Origin of the sequence: Soonwooa sp. (assembly GCF_032062245.1) — a bacterium.
Taxonomy (GTDB): Bacteria; Bacteroidota; Bacteroidia; order Flavobacteriales; family Weeksellaceae; genus Soonwooa.
In genome coordinates this window covers 95,067-115,845 of sequence record NZ_DAMBQF010000002.1, presented here as the reverse complement: position 1 = coordinate 115,845, position 20,779 = coordinate 95,067, and the positions used below count along the sequence as shown (strand labels likewise).

Genomic DNA, 20,779 nt, shown 5'->3' with positions numbered 1-20,779 from the left:
TTTGCAAATAAAAGATAAAAAAAACAATTTTGCAATTTACAAGATATTTAAGGTCTGTCAATTTTGTTTTAGCAATTAAAAGTATATTTGCAAAAATTTGACACGTGCTCTATTTGATTATCAAAGCGATTCACATTATTTTTATGGTCAGCTATTTTGCTGGAATGTTTTATTTACCAAGAATTTTCGTGTATTATAAAGATACCGACGATTTCGAAAATCCAAAACAAAATATCCTGCGCGAGCAATATGCCTACATGGCAAAAAGATTATGGAATATCATCATCGCTCCTGCTGGTATCATCATGCTTTCTTGCGGTTTGATTATGATTGGATTAAATACTGGTCTTATGAAAATGTCTTGGTTTCATTTAAAATTAACATTTTTGATCGGACTTTTATCTTACCATATTTGGGCTTGGAAAAAAACGAAAAGCATACAAATCTTAAATGGTAAAGCTTTAAAAACCTCCAATATCAAACTACGACAAATCAACGAAATTGCAACGTTCTTACTATTTGGCGTTGTTTTTACAGTGATTTTAAAATATTACATTATCGCGTATTGGTGGCAATTATTAGTGAGTTTCATCGTTATCATCATGCTGATTATGGCAACTGTCAAATGGGTTAACAAAGGAAAAAAGTAAGTCTAAGTTAAAAGCGAAATATCAACTAAACAACACATACAAAACACTACAAAGAAGCATGTTTGCAATATTAAAAAAAGAACTTTGGAGCTATTTCGGAAACTGGAGCGCATGGGTGATCATCGGCGCTTTTAGTTTTGTATCGGCTTTATTTTTATTCTTCTTCGAAAACAGTTTCAACATATTAGACATCGGGAGCGCATCTTTACAAAGCTTTTTTGTGTTGGCGCCTTGGCTTTTGATGTTTATCATTCCAGCTTTAACGATGCGAAGTTTGGCAGAAGAGCAACAATCTGGGACTTTGCTGTGGCTATTTTCGCAACCTTTAAAAATTTCGGATATCATTAATGGGAAGTTTTTTTCGGTTTGGACGATTGGCGTTTTATGTTTAATACCGTCTTTAATTTATTTTTATACCGTTTATAATTTAGGAATTCCCGAAGGCAACATCGATATGGGAATGACCTTTGGAAGTTATTTTGGATTAATCGTTTTAATTGGCGGATTTTCAGCATTGGGGATTTTGGCATCATCATTTTCGTCAAACCAAATTATGGCGTATTTATTGGGTGTTTTGCTTTGCTTCGTCATGTATTTCGGGATCGAGCAATTAGCAAGTTATAAGTTACTTGGTGGTGCGGATTTTATTTTACAGAATTTTGGATTTTATCAGCATTTTATGTCTTTTACAAGAGGACTTATCGATACTCGAGATTTATTTTATTTTGTATTAGTAATGATTATTTGTCTTAAAATCGCTCAATTTTCGGTATCAAAAAAGAAGTAAAATTTCCTATATTTTTTAAAAATGAATAAAAACAAAATCATATATATTCTTGTAGGACTTTTGCTATTGTTAGGCATTTTTGGCGTGTTCTACAAACGATTTGACTTAACTTCAGAAAAGCGTTACACACTTTCAGATGCCACTGTTAAAACTTTAGAGTCCATCAAAAAACCTGTAATGATCGAAGTTTATTTGGATGGCGATTTTCCCGCTTCGTTTAAACAATTACAAAACGAAACCAAATTCCTTTTGGACGAATTCCGAAAGATAAATCCTAAAATCGATTACAAATTCCGTGATCCAATTGCGGAAAAAATTCCGATGGATACGTTACAAGCGATGGGCATGCAACCGTCGATGTTACCAGACATCAAAGACGGAAAAATCACTAATATCGTGATGTATCCGTATGCTGCGATCAAATATGAAGACTATGGATTTGCAATTCCGTTAATTATCCAACAAACGGGCATCGATTCTAGTGAGCAACTTAATAAATCCATCGAAAGTTTAGAGTATAATTTTGCTTCAAACATCAAAGCGATGACCGAAGAACACAAGAAAAATATTGGATTTTTGGTTAACCAAGACGAATTGGGAAAACAAGAATTCACCAGCTTTGTGGAAATGGCTCTAGAGAATTATAATGTTGGTCCAATTATCCCAGAAAATAAAACTGAGTTAAGTCTTGCTGACATCCCAAAACTTCGACAAATGGACGCTTTGGTGATTGCAAAACCTCGTAAAGCTTTTACAACCAACGAAAAAGTTATCCTTGACCAATACATCATGAATGGCGGAAAAAGCCTTTGGATGTTAGATGCTGTTAATGCCGAAATGGACACGCTTTTCCGATCCAAAAAGATTATGGCATATCCTGTTGACATGAATTTGACGGACATGATGTTCAGCTACGGCGTTCGCGTTAATCCTGGTTTGGTTAAAGATATGAAGCAATCCGCCTTAATTCGTTTGGTGACTGGCGAAGTGGCTGGCAATCCACAATTCACGAACTTGATGTGGCCTTATTTTCCACTTGGTATTGCGCAAAATGAAAACGTTATAACGAAAAACATCAATCCTGTTAAGCTTGAATTCCCGACTTCTATCGATACACTTTCAAGAAAAAATACAAAATTCAACGTTCTATTTAAGTCGAGTGACCACACGATTACCAAGAGTATTCCGAATTATGTTTCATTGTCCGAGATGGTAAAAATGGACAGCATTGGCGTAATGGAGCAAGCTTCTACGCCTAAGATTTTTGCTGTGTCTTTGGAAGGAAAATTCCAGTCGGCCTATGCCACAAGAAGCGAAAAAAATGGCTTCCCGAATTTTAAAAATCAAAGTTCTAACAACAAAATGATTGTCATTGCGGATGGTGACATTGCAAGAAATCAAACCGTAAAAGGTCAAGCGATGCCCCTTGGTTTCGATTATCTGACGCAACAGCGTTATGGCAACGAGCAATTCCTTAGAAATGCACTCGATTATCTTTTGGACGACTCCAACTTGATGGCGCTCCGTAACCGAAATATAGAAATGCGTCTTCTCGACAAACAACGTATTGATGCTGAACGTCAAAAATGGCAATGGACCAATCTCCTTTTACCACTAGGGATTTTGGGCGTGCTGGGCGCATTGTTCTTCTGGCTCAGAAAAAAACAATTTTCATAATACAAAACCTGTCGAATTCGGCAGGTTTTTTATTATTTTTAAACCTCATTAAAACCAAAAAGACAAATGGATTTTCCGAAACTTGAAACCGAACGATTAATTCTTGATGCGCCAAAAGAAGCCGATTTAGAAAACATAGCGAAGATTTTGAACAACGAAGTTTATTCTAAAAACACGATTAACATTCCGTTTCCTTATATTATTGATAGTGCAAAATTTTGGCTTAGTCTTTCAGAAAATGGTTTTAAAAATGAAAATCAATACATCTTCGCAATTCGGTTAAAAGACAGTCAAAAAATAATTGGCGGTATCGATTTAGGCATTGACAAAAATTTTAATAAAGCTGAACTTGGTTATTGGCTTGACGAAAATTTTTGGAACCAAGGTTTTGCAACAGAAGCTGTTATTAAAATTATAGATTTTGGGTTTAAACATTTAAAACTGAAAAGAATTTTTGCAACACATTTTGATTTTAATCCTGCATCAGGAAAAGTTTTAGAAAAATCTGGGATGAAAAAAGAAGGCGAAATGAAAGCCCACACTAGAAAAGGAAATATATACCACAATCATATTTTGTACGCAATTGTGAATGAAAATTTGTAATCTTTTAATTAGGATCTAATCTAAACTTTCTACTTCCAAAACTTGAATAAAACTTGATTTTTTCGTAAATTCGTGATTATCATTACACAAATCATGGCTTACGATTTAGAAAAAGAAAACAAGGAAATCCTTGCCCGCTATAAAGATCTGATATCCAACACCTACCGAACGCTCGACGAAGATCAAAACAAATTGATTCGTAAAGCTTTTGATATTGCTCTGGATGCGCACAAAGATCAACGTCGAAAAACTGGCGAGCCCTACATCTATCATCCGATAGAAGTGGCAAAAATTGTGGCCAACGAAATTGGGCTAGGTGCGACAAGTATTGCCTGTGCCCTACTCCATGATGTTATCGAAGATTCGGAATACACTTATGAAGATTTAAAAAAGATTTTTGGAAATAAAATCGCAGATATTGTCAATGGTTTGACAAAAATATCGGTGATGAACAACCAAAATATCTCCATCCAATCTGAGAATTACCGTAAGCTACTTTTGACATTATCAGAGGATTTTCGAGTGATTTTGATTAAAATCGCCGACCGTCTTCACAATATGCGTACACTAGAAAGTATGCGTCCTGACAAGCAACAAAAAATTGCGTCAGAAACTGTGTACATCTACGCTCCGATGGCGCATCGTTTGGGACTTTATAATATTAAATCCGAGCTCGAAGATTTATCATTAAAATACAACAATCCGGAAGTCTACAACGAGATTACGAGCAAGTTAGAATTAGCTAAAGAAAGCCGTGATAAATATATCCAAGAGTTTAAAAAAGAAGTTTCGGAACAACTTGAAGAAGAAGGCCTCAACTTTACAATAAAAGGGCGCGCAAAAGCGATTAGTTCTATTTATCGTAAAATGTTGAAGCAGAATGTGACTTTCGAAGAAGTGTTCGATAATTATGCGATTAGGATTATTTATAAATCTGATGCTAAAAACGAAAAATTCTTAGCTTGGAAAATTTACTCCATTGTTACAGATCTTTATCGTAGCAATCCGTCGCGTATGCGTGACTGGATTTCGCAATCGCGGTCGACTGGTTACGAGAGTTTGCATTTAACTGTTATGGGACCTGACAAAAAGTGGATTGAAGTGCAAATCCGTAGCGAACGTATGGACGAAATCGCCGAGAAAGGTGTCGCAGCGCATTATCGCTACAAAGAAGGTTACAAAAATAGCGACGACCAAAACTTTGACCGTTGGGTAACCGAAATCCGTGAAGTTCTTGAGCAGCAACAAGATTTATCCACTTCCGAGCTTCTTGATAATATTAAATTAAATCTTTATTCTAAAGAAGTTTTCGTGTTTACACCAAAAGGTGAAATCAAGATTTTACCAACGGGTGCGACAGCTTTGGACTTTGCATTTTCGGTGCACTCGGACTTGGGTTCCAGATGTCTTGGTGCAAAAGTTAATGGCAAATTGGTGCCGATTAGTTATGTTTTGCAAAACGGCGATCAAGTCGATATTTTGTCTTCTCAGAATCAAAAACCAAAATCGGATTGGCTAGATTTTGTCGTAACATCTAAGGCTAAATCTAAGATTAAAGCCATTCTTAATTCAGAAAAAAATAATCGTACAGCTGAAGGTAAAGAAATCTTGCAACGTAAAATGCGTCATGCAAAACTTAACTTTAACGACGATGAAATTAATAAACTTCAAAAGTTTTTAAACCTTAAAACCTCACAAGATTTGTTCTTAGGTTTCCAAGATGGAACTTATGATATGGGAGACCTCAAACGTTATTTGGAAGGTCGTACATTATTCGGGAACTTATTACAACGTTTCAGAAAATCGCCGACAACTAAGGTTGTTACAAATAATGACACACCAGCGCAAGATTTAGATTTAATTGTCTTCGGAAAAGATGAAGAAAAATTAAACTACAGTTTTGCAAAATGTTGTACAGTTATTCCGGGTGACAAAATCTTTGGATTCATCACCATTTCCGAAGGTATTAAAGTCCATAATGACAATTGTCCTAATGCGATTAACTTACGCGCAAACTACGATTATCGTGTGCTAATTGCTAAATGGGTAAATTCTGAAAGTTTCAAAAACAGAATTCAAATCGAGATCGAAGGTCTTGACAGAATGGGAATGATTAACGACATCACCGCGGTGATTAGTAACTCGATGGGTATGGATATGAAATCGATGTCAATTGCTTCTAACGATGGTATTTTTACAGGAACCATCAACCTTGAAGTTAAAAACAAACAACAATTAGAAGATACTTTCAAAAAACTTAAAAATATTAATGGCGTTTCTAAAGTGAAGCGCTTGTAGAAAATAGACAGCATGCAGTTAACCGACTACTTTAAAAAGTTCTTTCACAGCTCACAATCATCTGGCGTTATCCTTATTGTTTGTGTCATTTTTTCACTATTATTAGCAAATTCATCAATCGGACAAAGTTTCCAAAACTTTTTAGATACCGAGATTGGCACCAATCTTTTCCATTTAAAATATCCTATTAGCATTTGGATTAATGACGGATTAATGGCGATTTTCTTCCTTTTGGTTGGGCTTGAAATAAAACGTGAAATTGTAGAAGGCGAATTGTCGAATTTTAAAAGTGCATCCTTACCAATTTTTGCAGCTATTGGCGGAATGCTCGTTCCAGCGCTTATTTATTACTTGTTTAATTATGGTACAGACTACGAGAAAGGTTGGGGAATCCCGATGGCGACGGACATTGCTTTCTCTTTAGCCATTGTCTCGATGTTGGGCAAAAAAGTTCCTCCAGCCGTTAAAATTTTCCTTGCTGCCTTGGCGATTGTTGATGATTTGGGTGCGATTTTGGTGATTGCAATTTTCTACACCGATCAGCTTCATTGGTTGTATTTAGGGCTTTCTAGCGCAATTATTTTACTCCTTATTGCACTTAATTATTTTAAAGTTAAGAAACACGTTTTCTATATTATTCCGGGAATGTTCTTGTGGTATTTTATGCATCATTCGGGCATCCACGCGACAATCGCAGGTGTACTTTTAGCATTTACGATTCCTACCAACGAATCTAAAACAGAAATATCACCACTTGAAAAGTTGGAGCATCAACTACATACACCGGTTAACTTTATTATTATGCCGATTTTTGCTTTAGCGAATACCAACATTATTTTCAAAACTGGGATGGTTGACGGATTGTTCACGAATTTCGGTTTCGGGATTATTTTCGGGTTGGTTGCCGGAAAAGTTATTGGCATCGGTTTATTTTCGTTTATCGCTATTAAGTCAAAAATCAGTAGTCTTCCACACCACTCGACTTGGCTACACATGATTGGCGCTGGATTTCTTGCGGGCATCGGTTTTACAATGTCGATTTTCATTGCGCTATTATCCTTCAAAGGTAATCCAGAAATACAAGATGAAGCTAAGTTTGCGATTTTGATAGCGTCAGTTTTAGCAGGTGTTATCGGTTATACACTTTTAAATTTAGTTTCAAAAAGGAAGAAGAAAATTGGAAAAGAAAAAGTTGTAATTCAATAATTATTAATTGTTATTTTTAAATTTTAACAAAGAAAAATGATAGGCGTTGGCAACCCAGCAATTATATATTTGCTTTTTATTTTTTTTAATTATAAGTTGTATAATTTGGCTGGTAATTTCTATCATTAAAAAATATACAGTTGGTAAAATTGTGTCGACAATCCTTATTCTTTTGTTTGCGTTTCCGTTTATGGATGATTTTTATAGAAGCGATGAAAGGAAACATAATGTTATAAAAGATTTACAAACTCTCAATCTTCGACTAAATGATAAGTTTAGGATTATTGAAAATTATGAGAGTTATATTCTTGGTGGAAATTTTCAACATTTCAGTATTGAAATATCCAATAAAGACCAAGAAAAAATAATTAATCAAATTATAAATTCAAAAAACTTTCAAGAGAAAAAAAATGAAAACTATGTTTTCATGGATAACGATTACAACGATAATCGAGAATATCTTTTAAACTATAAATATCCGCAATTTTATACACGAAAAATTAAAACTAAAATTGACGGAAAAATCATAGCAATTGACTTAGAAATAGGTTTAAAAGACAATGTTTAAGATACTCAAAATGGGAAAAATAAAAGCATTTAATTATAAAGATAATTTAAAATCTTTAACTAAATATTAATAAAATTTAATCCAAATTTTCAGAAAAAGACTCGGTGGCATCATCATGTACGATCATTTCTTGATTTATGATATTCTCGAGTTTTACTTTTTTAATAGCGAGATTCAGTTCGTTTCCAAGTAACACCAACATCACATTAAGATTGGTCCAAACCATCACCAAAATAATTGATCCAATCGAGCCATAAAGAACGTTGTAACGTGCTATATTCGCAACATAAATAGCAAAGAAATAAGTTAGAACAACAAATAAAATTGTTGTTAAAATTGCCCCTGGAATAGCTTCTGAGAATTTCGTGATTTTAAGACAACCAACCCAATAGAACAACGCCAAAAGAATAAAATAAAACAACGGAAATGAGATAAATCCAATAATCTTGGACAAGTTGTCGACCAGCCAACTGATGTTATATTCTGGTGTGAAGAGTTTTAGAACAACTTCACTGTAATAAATTCCGAAAATCGAAAACAAAACCAATGCGATAAAAGCCAATGTAATCAACATCGCCAACGCATATTCTTTGATAAAACCGCGTTTTAGTTCAGTGTTGTGGTTAAAACCATTGATTAAACTAAATGCGCCATTGGTCCCAAAAACAAATACCAACAAAATGGTCAAATTGCTGACACCTTTCATATTTGGGACAATATTATTTTGGATATAATCGCTGACATCTTGTTGCATGTGCGAGGGAAAAACATTCTCCATCAAAACTTCAAAAATATAGAACTGAAGCTTGTCGTAATGCGGCATATAAGGCAATAGAGAAAACATAAAAAGGATCATCGGGAAGAGACTGAGGAAAAAACTCCATGAGATACTTGCCGCTTGTTTGCCCAAAGGTTTGCTAAAAACACCTGCAAAATAGACCTTCATCATTTGCAAAAGAGAAATGCCCAAACCCGGAATGTGAATACCATCCAGAAAATCTGAAATTTTTGTGATAAATTTGGGTAATTTTTTATCCATAAATTCTTATTGCAAAACAAAGATACTAAATGCGAATTAATTTGCTCTGCATCGGCAAGACCGACGATAAAGAAATTATCAATCTTATCAATTATTATATCCCAAGACTTCCAAAGCATTGGAATTTTAACCTTGTGGAAATTCCTGATGTTAAAAACGTCAAAAACCTAACACCTGACGCTCTCAAAAAAGAGGAAGCCAAACTTTTTAAAAATCATATTGACGCTGGCGAATTGGTTATTCTCCTCGACGAAAAAGGAAAACAATTCACAAGCCGCGAGTTTTCTCAAAAAATTGATTTTTGGATGGGAAGTTCGGTTAAAAAGATTCACTTTTTAGTTGGTGGCGCTTATGGCTTTTCAGATGAGATTTATCAAATGGCCAACGAGAAAATTTCACTTTCAAAAATGACATTTACGCATCAGATGATTCGACTTTTCTTTGTGGAACAAATCTATCGTGCATCAACAATTCTTCAAGGAAAACCGTATCACAACGATTAGATTTTTGTTTTTAAATTTAATTCTTAACAAATCGAAAAGATTGGTGTAAACTTAAATTGATTGTTGTTTTCTGAGGACGATTTTTGTGATTTCGGCAAAGAGTCCACCCGACAAAACACCTACCAAAGCACCAAAAACAACATCCATCGGAAAATGTACACCAAGATAAATTCGGCTGTACGACACTATTGTTGCCCACACAAAAATACAAACTGGTAACCAACGGTATTTGTGCGAGATAAGAAGACTTAAAAAGCTAGCAATAAAAAAGCTATTCGCTGCATGTGACGAGAAAAAACCATATTGTCCTCCGCAAGTTATCATTCTCATTTTTGGAATTAAAGCCTCATCATGACAAGGACGAAGACGCGCAATCCCGTATTTGAAAATGCCAGCAATTTGGTCCGTAAACGTAATTCCTAATGCAATGAAAATCAGAATAAAAATTACAGATTTTGGTTTGTAAGTTTTAAAAACTAAATACAAAAAGATAATGTAAAGCGGAATCCAAACCCATTTGCCAGTTACTAATAACCAAAACGGATCATAAGAAGCATCACCAAGATTGTTGAGATATAAGAGTAAATCTCGGTCTTTGTCTATTAGCTCTAGCATATTAACGACTTACAGGTCCTTCGTGTTCATCACTAAGTTGATCAACTTTGGGCGTTTCTGGTTTTTCGGACTCTAGAGATACTGATTTTTTGATATCATTCATCGGGTTATAATCTTGAACCGATTGTTTAACCTTGTCGATTTCTTTTTTAATTTCGGAAACAGGATTGTCTGCTTCTTTCATTATTTCGGTTTTGATATCGTCGACAGCACCACGCATTTTGCGTACGCCTTGTCCCAAACCACGCGCAATCTCGGGTAATTTATCAGGACCAAATAAGACCACAATAGCCAAGGCTATCATCAGCATTTCACCAAAACTTAATTCCATAGTGCAAACTTACAAAATGTATTGAAATTCAACCAAAAACCTTTGCTTAAATATTTCTTAAATTGGTTGTTGGTTATTAGTTTAAGGTTTAAGCAAAATTAATTCGTAATTCGTAATTCGTAATTCGTAATTCGTAATTCGTAAATCAAAAAAAAAATTACTCTTGCATCGCCTTCTTTTCTCTCAAACGTTTGTTGCGAGCGAAAGTATAATAAGCTACGAATGCGCTAATTCCCATTAATACAAATCCTAGGAAAAATGGTGCGCCTGCAAATTTGAATGGTGCTTTATCATGCGTGAAATAAAAGAAAATATTCGTCATCAAAGGTGGTCCAATAATCGATGTTAAACTAACTAAACTTGCTAAAGCGCCTTGCAATTCGCCTTGCTCGCTGTTGGGTACCTGTGAAGAAATAACAGATTGCAAAGCTGGTCCACAAATTCCGCCAAGTCCATAAGGCACCAAAAAGGCGAACATCATCCAACTTTCACTTGCAAACGCGAACAGCAACATCCCGACAGAATATAAAATCAATCCGTAATAAATACTTCTTTCGTTACCGAGTTTTGGTTGCAAATATCTTATCAAAACGCCTTGTACCAAAGCTGCCATAACACCAGAAACACCTAAGGAAATGCCGACTAACTTTTCGCTCCAGTTGAATTTATACATCGTAAAAAATGTCCAGTTGGTTTGCATCGCATGACCTGCAATATAAACCAAAACTAAAGCACCGATAAGCCCTAAAAGTTCTGGATGACGTTTTAACCCCATTAACGATCCAATGGGATTCGCACGTTTCCAGTCGAATGGACGTCGATTTTCTTTGGGTAAACTTTCTGGAAGGACAAACAAGCCGTAAAGAAAATTAATCAAACATAATCCTGATGCTGCATAAAATGGAACTCTCGCGCCGTATTGTCCTAAAACCCCACCAATAACTGGTCCGATAATGAATCCTAAACCAAAAGCTGCGCCTACCAATCCGAAGTTTTTGGCACGGTCTTCATCAGTAGACACATCAGCAATGTATGCGCTAGCTGTTGTGATACTCGCCCCCGTAATTCCTGAGAAAATACGTCCAATAAATAACCAAAATATCGTGGGAGCAATGGCTTGAATATAAAAGTTAATTGCAAAACCTAGCAAAGATGCTAAAATAATGGGACGACGTCCAAATTTGTCACTTAGTCCGCCTAAAACTGCAGCGAATAAAAACTGCATCACCGCATATAACGTACTTAACCAACCGCCATAACGTGCAGCTTCACTAACATCAGCGTGGATTAGCTCTTGGATCAATTTTGGAACTACCGGAATGATAATTCCCCAACCCGTGATATCGATTAGTAGTGTTATAAAAATGAAGCCAATTGCGGCTGATTTTTTATTGCTTTTCATACGGCTACGAATTTAGTTTTTTTTTCTTTGTGATTGGCGATTGGTTTTTAGTTTTTGGTTGTCGGTTGTCTAGCAAGATTAATTGATAATGGATAATTGATAATGGATAATTGATAATGGATAATTGATAATGCATAATTCTTTAAACTTCTCGATACATTTCGTTACGTGAAACACTCTAAGTGACGAAGCGTGAATTGTAAATCATCATTCGTAAATCCAAAAATGACAATCACAACAAACCCGAATATAAAATTGGATGTGGTTGTTGCGCCCCGGATGGAACGGTCTGTTGGAGCTCTTTTTCTGGGTGGCTTCGAGACTTCGACTCCGCTCTGCAGCCTCGAAATAGCCACCAAGAAAAAAGCGACTAGTGACAGCCGGAAATGGCGCCCAAATAAAAAGCCTCCAGATGATACTGAAGGCTTTTTTATACTATTAAAAACTAATTTAGTTTTTTACAATTTCTGTGTTGTCTACACTTGTTTTACCATTTGGTATTTCTTCTTTTTTCTTACCTCTAAGGAAGTCGTAAGCTGTTGCTGACGCGATGAAAATTGACGAATATGTACCGAAGCCGATACCTACCAACAGACAGAACATGAAGCCTCTTAGGTTTTCTCCACCGAAGATGAAAATCGCTAGGATCACCAGAATCGTAGTGAAGGATGTATTGAAAGTTCTACCAATTGTACTCGAAATCGAGTCATCGAATAGACCTGCCAACGTAAGCGCTTTTTTCTCACGAAGGTACTCACGAATACGGTCAAAGATGATTACGGTATCGTTAATCGAGTAACCAATTACCGTCAAAATTGCCGCAATAAAATCCTGATTGATTTCCATATTGAATGGTGCAATCTTGTAGAATAATGAATATACACCTAATATAACAATTGTATCGTGGAATAGACCTGCAACGGCTCCTAACGAGAATTGCCACTTGTCAAATCTTACCAAAATGTAGATAAAGATACCTACTAATGATGCTAATACTGCTAAACTACCTCCAGTTTTGATATCGTCGGCTACGGTTGGACCAACTTTAGTTGATGATACAATCCCAGCATGACCTTTATCTGCTGATTTGAAATCTGCCAATGTCATATTAGCTGGAAGATCAGCTTTTACACCTTCAAAGATTTTTTGCTCTACAGTTTGGTCAGCTTTTAAAGATTCGTCATCGATAAGGTAATCTGTTGAGATTTTCAATTGGTTACCACTACCGAAAGTTTTAGCTTCTACTGCTGAGTTTTTACCATCTGCTGTCTGCATAAGTTTTGCAATGCTTGCTTCAACTTTTTCAGCATTAACTGGCTTTTCGAAACGTACAACATAATTACGTCCTCCTGTAAAGTCAATACCGAATTTGAAACCATTCACTGCAATTGATGCAATACTAATGATCATTAAAATTGCTGAGAAGATATAAGCATATTTACGTTTTCCGATGAAGTCGATCCATACATTACGGAAAGCATTCTTGGTCATTGGCGTCCAAACAGACAGAGATTTACCTTTGCTTAATCTATTGAAGATCATCAATCTTGATAAAAGAACTGATGTGAACAATGTCATAATCAAACCAATAATCAATGTTACTGCGAAACCTTGGATAGGTCCAGTACCAAAGATGTAAAGGATAATTGCCGTAATCAAAGTCGTAAGGTGACCATCGATAATCGCAGATAATGCATGTTTGAAACCGTCTTTGTAAGCTTCTAAAATTGACTTACCACGGAATAATTCTTCTTTTGTTCTTTCATAAATAATTACGTTAGCATCGACCGCCATCGCCATCGACAACACGATACCTGCAATACCTGGAAGCGTTAATGTCGCATCGATAGAGTCCATGATTCCGAAGATGTAGAACAAGTTGATGATCATCGCAATAACTGCGTAGATACCTGCACCACCATAGTAGAATATGATATAAACAATAATAACTGCAAATGCAATAAGGAATGACAGCACCCCTGCTTGGATAGATTCTGCTCCTAATGAAGGACCAACAACGTCAGCTTGTACAATTTTAGCCCCTGCTGGCAATTTACCCGCACCTAAAACGTCTGTTAAATCTTTAGCTTCTTGTTGTGTGAAGTTACCAGAAATCTGTGTTCTACCATCCGGGATTACGCTTTGTACGTTAGGTGCCGTGTATACTCTGTTGTCCAAAGTTACAGCAACTGGCTTGTTAACGTTTTTCCCTGTCATCGTTTTCCATTCTTTCGCACCTTTTGAGTCCATTTGCATGTCTACTACGATACGTCCGATTTGGTCATAACTAACGTTAGAACTTTCTACAGCACCATCAACAGGCGCTTTTTGGCTGATATTCCCACGGATTGCATAAAGCACCAAATTGTTAGGATCTTCTCTTTCTGGTTTGTATCCCCACATGAATTGGGTATACTTAATGTTAGTAGGTCTCGCTTTGATAGCAACTTCACTGTTAAGGATTTTATTAACAATAGCTGTATCTGACAATTTAACATTAGCAACACCGTTAGAACGAAGTGTGTTAATCTGAAGCGCTTTTACTAAATCTGTGTTAGCCTTAACTCCCATAGAATCACTTTTAGCACGAACTAATTGTCCTAACTGCTCGAAGTATGGATATACTTCTGGAACTTGTTGAACTTCCCAAAACTGAAGCTTTGCAGAAGTCGCCAACATTTTTTTAACTCTGTCGATATCTTTAATACCAGGCATCTCTACCAAGATACGTCCAGTACCAGCTACACGTTGTACGTTAGGTTGTGTAACACCCATCTTGTCAATACGTGTACGGATAACCTCGTAAGCTGTACCAACAGATTGGTCGATTTTCTTTCTTACAATATTTCTAACCTGATCATCAGTTGTATTAAATTTGATTTCAGTCAAATTTGTGTTACCGAAGATCTCAGGATCTGCAAGTTTTAGATTAGTACCTTTTTCTTTGTTAACAGCATCAAACTGAGTAAAGAAATCATCAATAAATAACTTTGTTGAGTTTCTTTGTACTTTTTCTGTTCTGTTAAGTGCTTCGATTAATACTGGGTTTGTAGAATAATTAGTTAAATCATTCACCAAATCTCTTTGATTAATTTCCAAAAGCACGTTAATACCACCTTTAAGGTCAAGACCAAGCTTCATTTCTTTAGCTTTTGCGTCTACATAGTTAAGTTTTGTAAAACCTAAATTCAATGTATCCTTAGATAGTCTTGCAATCTCCTCTTGGTATTTTTGTTGGTTATCGCCTGCAACAGCTAGTGCCTCTTTTTCTATTTTGTTGGCATAGAAAGACGGCAAAAGCTCATTAAGACATATAAGTCCTAGTACGATAGCAACTAATGTAACGAGTCCTTTTCCTTGCATTTTCTTACTATATATAATTAATTTAGTCGGCAAATATAATGATTTTCTCTATAAATAAGAATTTGCTTTTGTGTAATTATTAACAAATCAGCGTAAAAACCTTAACTTTTTTTTAAGTTAATTTTAATCTTGGATAAAATATTTGATAAAATCGAAATCTTTTAAATCTTTGTAAACTCTTTTAGCAAAAACAAAAAAAGAGCTGATTTCTCAACTCTTTCCGTTATTCTATTTTATAATTTTTCCTGAATTAAAATCCAATTTTAAAAATTATATCGTCATCGAAAAAATACGGGTTTCGGGTTTGTTACGCATCATTCGAAGGTCAAAAACCATCGCTACATTTCTTGTAAAAGCTCTACCCTTTTCGGTAATTTTTATTTGATGATCTGCAAATTCTACCAAGCCGTCTGCTTCCATTTCTTTCAACATTTCTAATGCATTTTCTAACTCGGGGAAGCTTGTTTGCACATCCCAAGTCGTCTCTAGTTGACACATCAAATTAAGAATATGACGACGAATCGTTAAATCTTCATCATTGAGAATATGGCCTTTAATAACTGGAATTTCACCGTTTTCAACTTTGGTTTGATACTCTTCCACCGATTTTTCATTTTGCGCAAAAGCATACCAAGAATCCGAAATTGATGATGCGCCAAGACCAACCATCAATTGGGTTTTGCTCGACGTGTAACCCATAAAGTTTCGGTGAAGTTTTTTACCAATCAAGGATTGATAAAGATCGTCCGATTCTAAAGAGAAATGATCCATGCCAACCTCGATGTAACCAAGATCTTCAAGAAGTTTTTTCCCGTTTTCGTATTGTTTGCGTTTTTCTTCACCAGATGGCAAATCTTTTTCATCAAAACCTCTTTGCCCAACACCTTTTATCCAAGGCACATGCGCATAAGAATAAAACGCCAAACGGTCTGGCTTTAACTCCAAAGTTTTACGAATGGTAAACTCGGTTGTTTCCCAATTGGAATGTGGTAGACCAAACACTAAATCGTGAGAAATACTTTGATAGCCTATTTCGCGCGCCATTTTCGTTACCTTTTCTACGTTTTCGAAAGGTTGAACGCGGTTAATCGCCTTCTGAACTTTAAGATCATAATCTTGAACACCAAAACTTACTCTTCTAAATCCTAAATCATAAAATGTCTGTAGATGTTCTTTGGTTGTATTATTTGGATGTCCTTCGAACGAAAATTCTTGATGTTCTGCAATTTTTACCGTTTCGAAAATTGAAGACAAAAGCGTTTTCAAATTCTGTGGTGAAAAGAAAGTTGGCGTACCACCACCCAAATGCAATTCTTTAAGAATCGGCTTTTCGTCGAATAATTCTAGGTAAAGTTTCCATTCTTTAATAACAGATTCCAAATACGGAACCTCCACCGAATGTTGCTTTGTAATACGCTTGTGGCACGCACAAAACGTACATAAAGCTTCGCAAAAAGGTAAATGAATATAAATTGAAACTCCTTCTTTCGCGTTAGTTTCTTTAAAAGTTCTTACCACACTTTGCTTCCATAATTCTGGAGAAAATGAAGCGTCGTCCCAATACGGAACAGTTGGATAAGACGTGTAACGCGGACCCGGAATATTGTATTTGTCAACTAATGAAATCATCTTGTCTTCGACATTAAAATTGACTGCAAAGTTACGAAATAGAAGTCAGAGTTAAATATACTTTCCGAAAGCCAAAAAATGACTTTTGTTGTACAAACAGGAGAAATTTTTCATATTAATCTAAAAAACTAAGTTTTGAAATTTTGTCTTTTCCTGCTAAAACTAAAGTCTTGGCATCCAGCCATTCGCAAGTGTAAAAGCCTTTCTCATCTGAAATTTTTGTCCAAGATTTTCCGAAATCTTTAGAATAACTTATATGATTATCTCCTAAAGCTACAATCTCCTTGCCTTTGGATTTTGGTTTTATCTTAACACAAGTCGAATAACCTGCATTTTGTCCAGAAGCTTGTATATGCAATGTTTTGCCACCATCGTTGGTTGTCGCAATGTTGTTAATATTTTTGGACTGGTTTTTATAATCGCCACCAACAGCAATACCAAAATTTTCGTCCGCAAAATCAATAGAATAAATACCTTGCGAAGGTGTACCTTGCACAAAAGGCGTTTCGTATACTTCCCAATCATAAGGTTTTGACCAATCGAATTTGAAAATTCTAGCTTTTGTACCACCAGTAGCAATCCAAACTTTGTTACCCTGCATTGTAATATTAGAATTACTCGCTGCAAAATGCGCTTCTCCTTTAGCATAGGTAGGAACATTTCGATAAGTATCGTTAACCATTTTTTTATCTTTTGATGTAATAAAAAAATTAGGTTTCCCATCTGCAAAAGGATCACTAATCGCTAAACCATTATTGTTAGTATTGTTAACTTTGAAACAATCATAAAAAGTTGTAGAATCTGAAAATCTCATCAATTCCGAAACACTTAGATTGACTGAAGAAACACCATAAAATTGAGCTGGCGAACCAATATTAACAGTTTCGAAAAAACCTTCTTTAAATCGTGCTAACACACGAAATTCTTGATTTTTGGAATTAAGCTTTATTTGACTTTTATCTTTTGGATTTTTAATTTTTACAAACCCAAACTTCGATTGCGAGCCTGCGTACCAAACTTTGCCATCGTAAACTTCGATAGCGCGAATGCTAATGTTATCTGTTAACAAAGTATCAATCTTGATGTTTTGAGATTTTGAAAATCCAAAAACGGCTATCGCAACAAAAAGAAAAATTGATTTCATGACTTGTAAATATTCGAAGGACAAATTAGTATTTTTATTTTGAATATGCGTCCGGGCGAAGGGCATTGTTGGAGCTCGTTATGCGAGGCGGCGGAGCAAAGCGGAGCCGTCCGAGCATAACAGCGACTGCCCGTAGACCGAAAAGACGCCCAAATAAAAAACCCGCTCAAAAAAAAGCGGGCCAAAAAAATATATTTAGTTTTCGGTATTCTTATGAGGATTGTTAAGATGGCTATTTTTGCGACCATAGAACATATAGACCAAAACTCCCAATACAAGCCAGCCAGCAGACAATTCTAAAGCATGTGCGCTAAGGTTAAGAATCAAATATAAGTTGATGAAAACACCCAAAGCAACGACAACTTTATAAGCTGGTACTTTGAAAGTTCTTTCTAGGTTTGGTTCTTTCTTACGCATTACCCAAACCGCGATACACACTAGCGTAAACGCGAATAATGTCCCAAAACTTGTCATATCCGCCAAAGTCGAAATCGGTGTAAACGCCGCTACGAAAGCTACAACAACACCAAGAAGAATAATTCCTTTAGCCGGTGTTTTAGTTTTTGGATGAAGCTCTCCTAAGAATTTTGGGATAAGTCCATCTTTTGACATTCCGATGAAGATTCTCGACTGTCCCATCATCATAACCATGATTACAGAGATAAGTCCTACTGTTGCTGCAATCGTAACAATATTACTTGCCCAGTGATAACCTGCAATTTCGAAAGCGTAAGCTACTGGAGCCTTGATCGCTTCTGGGAATTTGCCTTCTGGATTAAAATCTGTATAATGCATCATCCCTGTCAATACCAACGACACACAAATGTAAAGCGCAGTACAAATTAACAACGACGTGATAATCGCAAACGGAACATCTTTTTTAGGATTAATAGCTTCTCCAGCTTGTGTAGACACGGCATCGAACCCGATGTAAGCAAAGAAAATAGCTGCAGCTCCCGAGATGATCCCTTTGATGCCGTATGCTGAGACCATATCACCCTCGGGGTTTTTGACTAGTGCTTCGGCTGGGATAAAAGGTTTCCAATTTTTAACACCGTCAACACTTGTATAAAGATCTGTGTTTGTAAATACGATGTAAGCACCAGCGATGATTACAAAAATAACCGCCGACGTTTTCATAATTACAATAAGGTTGTTAGCGCCAGCCGCTTCTTTTGTCCCCTTAACCAACAAAGCAGTAATTAAAAGTACAATGATAAAAGCTGGCAAATTCATAGAGAATCCTTCGCCAACATAACTTGATGGATCCGACGTCAGCCAAGCAGGCAAATGGACGCCAAATATTTTTAGAAATTTATTAAAATAACCGGACCAACTCACGGAGACCGCCATACTTGCCATGGCATATTCAAGGATGAGACACCAGCCCATCGCCCAAGCGAAAATCTCACCAACTGTCCCGTAAGCATAAGCGTAAGCCGAACCTTCTACAGGAATTATCGATGCAAACTCTGCGTAGCAAAGTGCTGCAAAAACACAGGCTATACCTGCCACAATAAAAGAAATCGCCAAAGCTGGACCTGCGTGATAATAAGCACCCGTCCCTGTCAACACAAAAATACCACCACCAATAATAGCGCCGACACCAATTGCTGTTAAACTCCATTTACCAAGAACACGCTTCAATTGACTTTTTTTCATGTCCGCTTCGTAAGCACTTAGCGGTTTTTTGATCCAAATGTTTGACATAAAAAATACTCTTTACTTCTTTATTTAATTTCAGGTTACGAAAATATAAAAAAAACGCAATTACAACATCAAATCCTAACAAAATATTAAAATAAGTTAAGGGAATCTTGTATTTTTAACATTAATGATATAATAATAATATTACCCATTTTTTATTAAATATGTATCTTTACCAGTATGATCGATTTTTTTAACAACCTTAGTGCACAATATCAATCCTACGACACCTATCTTATTGTCCTAGAAGCTATTGCAACTTTTTTTGGTATTATAAGCGTCTATTATTCAATCAAAAAAAACATTTGGGTATATCCGACAGGCATTATTTCTACGGTGTTATTTATTTACATCATGTTTGTTTTTGGGCTGTTAGGCGACATGCTGATTAACGTTTACTATACGGTAATGAGCATCTATGGTTGGATATTATGGCGTCAAAATACAAACGACAACGTTCACATCAATGTAGAAAAAGCCTCTCCAAAAGATTGGAAAAATGCGATTGTTTTATTTGTTGGGAGTTTAGTTTTTGTAGGATTAATCTACTATTACAAACCTTTTATCGACAACAACTTCTCGATGGAAAATGTCAAATTAGGATTATATCATCTCGATTGGGCGAATTATATGGACATCGTGACGACTTCTCTATTCTTGGTCGGCATGTTTTTGATGGCAAAACGAATTGTCGAAAACTGGATTTTTTGGATCGTCGCAGACCTTATCTGTATCCCAATGATGCTCTACAAAGGACTTGGCATCACGTCGCTACAATATTTCGTATTCACATTTATGGCGACAGTTGGCTACATCGAATGGCTCAAAACTTGGAAAAATCAAAACAAAAATGAGGAGCAGGTCGATTAATTGTTCTTAGAAAATCCTCGCCCGCTTTCCGCTATATCTTTTGTAATGATCGCTTCGACTCCGTTAAGCGGCCATTACAAAAGGATGCCGCTTCAATCGGGGCTAGGAGGAATTATCGTGAAGTTGCTTGACTAATTTAGCCCACTCAACTTTTCTGAATATTCTTTTGAGAAAACAGCTTTATCGTCTTGTAATTTTTTGAAATCCGTTGGCAAAATGTAGTTGAACAAGAACTCGTTGTTTTCGTCAACGAAAATAAGTTCCTTTTCTTCTCCATCTATTAAGGATGCAAAAATATCCCACATCGACTGATCTTTCAATTTTAATAATTCGAAAAAATCTTTAGCTTTTATTGTTATTTTCTTCATAATTTTTTTTAGGCTTCTT

The 20,779-nt window shown here is 35.9% G+C and carries 18 protein-coding genes; 9 read left to right on the top strand and 9 right to left on the bottom strand.

Annotated elements, in window-relative coordinates; all coding sequences use genetic code 11:
* Positions 1–104 precede the first annotated feature (104 nt).
* From RT037_RS02315 to RT037_RS02285, 7 genes are all read left to right on the top strand, one after another.
* Positions 105–650: a CopD family protein gene (locus tag RT037_RS02315; protein WP_313027862.1), complete on the top strand. Its 546-nt coding sequence runs from the start codon at positions 105–107 to the stop codon at positions 648–650.
* Positions 651–708: 58 nt separating this feature from the next.
* Positions 709–1,437: an ABC transporter permease gene (locus tag RT037_RS02310; protein WP_313027861.1), complete on the top strand. Its 729-nt coding sequence runs from the start codon at positions 709–711 to the stop codon at positions 1,435–1,437.
* 21 nt (positions 1,438–1,458) lie between these two features.
* Positions 1,459–3,114, top strand: coding sequence for a gliding motility-associated ABC transporter substrate-binding protein GldG (gene gldG / locus RT037_RS02305; protein WP_313027858.1), 1,656 nt, complete (start codon positions 1,459–1,461; stop codon positions 3,112–3,114).
* Positions 3,115–3,180: 66 nt separating this feature from the next.
* On the top strand, positions 3,181–3,717 hold the full coding sequence (locus RT037_RS02300) for a GNAT family N-acetyltransferase (protein WP_313027855.1): 537 nt from the start codon (positions 3,181–3,183) through the stop codon (positions 3,715–3,717).
* A gap of 93 nt (positions 3,718–3,810) precedes the next feature.
* Complete coding sequence (locus tag RT037_RS02295; protein ID WP_313027854.1) at positions 3,811–6,015, top strand: RelA/SpoT family protein; 2,205 nt, start codon at positions 3,811–3,813, stop codon at positions 6,013–6,015.
* A 12-nt stretch (positions 6,016–6,027) separates the two neighbouring features.
* Positions 6,028–7,221, top strand: a complete 1,194-nt coding sequence (gene nhaA, locus RT037_RS02290) for a Na+/H+ antiporter NhaA (RefSeq protein WP_312323719.1) — start codon at positions 6,028–6,030, stop codon at positions 7,219–7,221.
* 151 nt (positions 7,222–7,372) lie between these two features.
* The gene (locus RT037_RS02285) at positions 7,373–7,789 is read left to right on the top strand and encodes a hypothetical protein (protein WP_313027852.1); all 417 of its coding nucleotides are present in this window, start codon (positions 7,373–7,375) and stop codon (positions 7,787–7,789) included.
* A gap of 76 nt (positions 7,790–7,865) precedes the next feature.
* Here RT037_RS02285 and RT037_RS02280 read toward each other — a convergent pair whose 3' ends face one another.
* Positions 7,866–8,828, bottom strand: coding sequence for a YihY/virulence factor BrkB family protein (locus RT037_RS02280; protein ID WP_312323717.1), 963 nt, complete (start codon positions 8,826–8,828; stop codon positions 7,866–7,868).
* A 29-nt stretch (positions 8,829–8,857) separates the two neighbouring features.
* Between RT037_RS02280 and RT037_RS02275 the strand changes: the two genes are divergently transcribed.
* The gene (locus RT037_RS02275) at positions 8,858–9,331 is read left to right on the top strand and encodes a 23S rRNA (pseudouridine(1915)-N(3))-methyltransferase RlmH (RefSeq protein ID WP_079666326.1); all 474 of its coding nucleotides are present in this window, start codon (positions 8,858–8,860) and stop codon (positions 9,329–9,331) included.
* 51 nt (positions 9,332–9,382) lie between these two features.
* Here RT037_RS02275 and RT037_RS02270 read toward each other — a convergent pair whose 3' ends face one another.
* The 7 genes from RT037_RS02270 to RT037_RS02240 form a co-directional block, all read right to left on the bottom strand.
* The gene (locus RT037_RS02270; protein ID WP_312322769.1) at positions 9,383–9,946 is read right to left on the bottom strand and encodes a phosphatase PAP2 family protein; all 564 of its coding nucleotides are present in this window, start codon (positions 9,944–9,946) and stop codon (positions 9,383–9,385) included.
* 1 nt (position 9,947) lies between these two features.
* Positions 9,948–10,277 carry a twin-arginine translocase TatA/TatE family subunit gene (locus RT037_RS02265; protein ID WP_312322770.1) on the bottom strand — a complete coding sequence of 110 codons (330 nt, stop codon included), beginning with the start codon at positions 10,275–10,277 and terminating at the stop codon, positions 9,948–9,950.
* Between the two features lie 157 nt (positions 10,278–10,434).
* Positions 10,435–11,679 (bottom strand): TCR/Tet family MFS transporter, encoded by a 1,245-nt coding sequence (locus RT037_RS02260; protein WP_312322771.1) that lies wholly within the window; start codon positions 11,677–11,679, stop codon positions 10,435–10,437.
* Positions 11,680–12,129: 450 nt separating this feature from the next.
* A complete protein-coding gene (gene secD, locus RT037_RS02255) occupies positions 12,130–15,042 on the bottom strand; it encodes a protein translocase subunit SecD (RefSeq protein WP_313027846.1) in 2,913 nt (970 codons plus the stop codon).
* 270 nt (positions 15,043–15,312) lie between these two features.
* Positions 15,313–16,671 (bottom strand): oxygen-independent coproporphyrinogen III oxidase, encoded by a 1,359-nt coding sequence (gene hemN / locus RT037_RS02250; RefSeq protein WP_313027844.1) that lies wholly within the window; start codon positions 16,669–16,671, stop codon positions 15,313–15,315.
* Positions 16,672–16,786: 115 nt separating this feature from the next.
* Positions 16,787–17,815 carry a glycosyl hydrolase gene (locus RT037_RS02245; RefSeq protein WP_312322774.1) on the bottom strand — a complete coding sequence of 343 codons (1,029 nt, stop codon included), beginning with the start codon at positions 17,813–17,815 and terminating at the stop codon, positions 16,787–16,789.
* A 195-nt stretch (positions 17,816–18,010) separates the two neighbouring features.
* Positions 18,011–19,525 carry an amino acid permease gene (locus RT037_RS02240; protein WP_313027842.1) on the bottom strand — a complete coding sequence of 505 codons (1,515 nt, stop codon included), beginning with the start codon at positions 19,523–19,525 and terminating at the stop codon, positions 18,011–18,013.
* Positions 19,526–19,702: 177 nt separating this feature from the next.
* Here RT037_RS02240 and pnuC point away from each other — a divergent pair, with 177 nt between their 5' ends.
* Positions 19,703–20,392: a nicotinamide riboside transporter PnuC gene (pnuC, locus tag RT037_RS02235; protein ID WP_313027840.1), complete on the top strand. Its 690-nt coding sequence runs from the start codon at positions 19,703–19,705 to the stop codon at positions 20,390–20,392.
* A 131-nt stretch (positions 20,393–20,523) separates the two neighbouring features.
* On the opposite strand, the gene RT037_RS02230 is transcribed toward pnuC, so the two are convergent.
* Positions 20,524–20,760 (bottom strand): hypothetical protein, encoded by a 237-nt coding sequence (locus RT037_RS02230; RefSeq protein ID WP_312324042.1) that lies wholly within the window; start codon positions 20,758–20,760, stop codon positions 20,524–20,526.
* Positions 20,761–20,779 lie beyond the last annotated feature (19 nt).

What these genes read in the sequence shown, in the direction of transcription:
- RT037_RS02245 (WP_312322774.1), bottom strand. Translation starts at nt 17,815, where the DNA reads ATGAAATCAATTTTTCTTTTTGTTGCGATAGCCGTTTTTGGATTTTCA.
- RT037_RS02280 (WP_312323717.1), bottom strand. Translation starts at nt 8,828, where the DNA reads ATGGATAAAAAATTACCCAAATTTATCACAAAAATTTCAGATTTTCTG.
- RT037_RS02275 (WP_079666326.1), top strand. Translation starts at nt 8,858, where the DNA reads ATGCGAATTAATTTGCTCTGCATCGGCAAGACCGACGATAAAGAAATT.
- RT037_RS02270 (WP_312322769.1), bottom strand. Translation starts at nt 9,946, where the DNA reads ATGCTAGAGCTAATAGACAAAGACCGAGATTTACTCTTATATCTCAAC.
- RT037_RS02260 (WP_312322771.1), bottom strand. Translation starts at nt 11,679, where the DNA reads ATGAAAAGCAATAAAAAATCAGCCGCAATTGGCTTCATTTTTATAACA.
- RT037_RS02310 (WP_313027861.1), top strand. Translation starts at nt 709, where the DNA reads ATGTTTGCAATATTAAAAAAAGAACTTTGGAGCTATTTCGGAAACTGG.
- RT037_RS02295 (WP_313027854.1), top strand. Translation starts at nt 3,811, where the DNA reads ATGGCTTACGATTTAGAAAAAGAAAACAAGGAAATCCTTGCCCGCTAT.
- pnuC (WP_313027840.1), top strand. Translation starts at nt 19,703, where the DNA reads ATGATCGATTTTTTTAACAACCTTAGTGCACAATATCAATCCTACGAC.
- RT037_RS02230 (WP_312324042.1), bottom strand. Translation starts at nt 20,760, where the DNA reads ATGAAGAAAATAACAATAAAAGCTAAAGATTTTTTCGAATTATTAAAA.
- nhaA (WP_312323719.1), top strand. Translation starts at nt 6,028, where the DNA reads ATGCAGTTAACCGACTACTTTAAAAAGTTCTTTCACAGCTCACAATCA.
- RT037_RS02265 (WP_312322770.1), bottom strand. Translation starts at nt 10,277, where the DNA reads ATGGAATTAAGTTTTGGTGAAATGCTGATGATAGCCTTGGCTATTGTG.
- gldG (WP_313027858.1), top strand. Translation starts at nt 1,459, where the DNA reads ATGAATAAAAACAAAATCATATATATTCTTGTAGGACTTTTGCTATTG.
- RT037_RS02240 (WP_313027842.1), bottom strand. Translation starts at nt 19,525, where the DNA reads ATGTCAAACATTTGGATCAAAAAACCGCTAAGTGCTTACGAAGCGGAC.
- secD (WP_313027846.1), bottom strand. Translation starts at nt 15,042, where the DNA reads ATGCAAGGAAAAGGACTCGTTACATTAGTTGCTATCGTACTAGGACTT.
- hemN (WP_313027844.1), bottom strand. Translation starts at nt 16,671, where the DNA reads ATGATTTCATTAGTTGACAAATACAATATTCCGGGTCCGCGTTACACG.
- RT037_RS02300 (WP_313027855.1), top strand. Translation starts at nt 3,181, where the DNA reads ATGGATTTTCCGAAACTTGAAACCGAACGATTAATTCTTGATGCGCCA.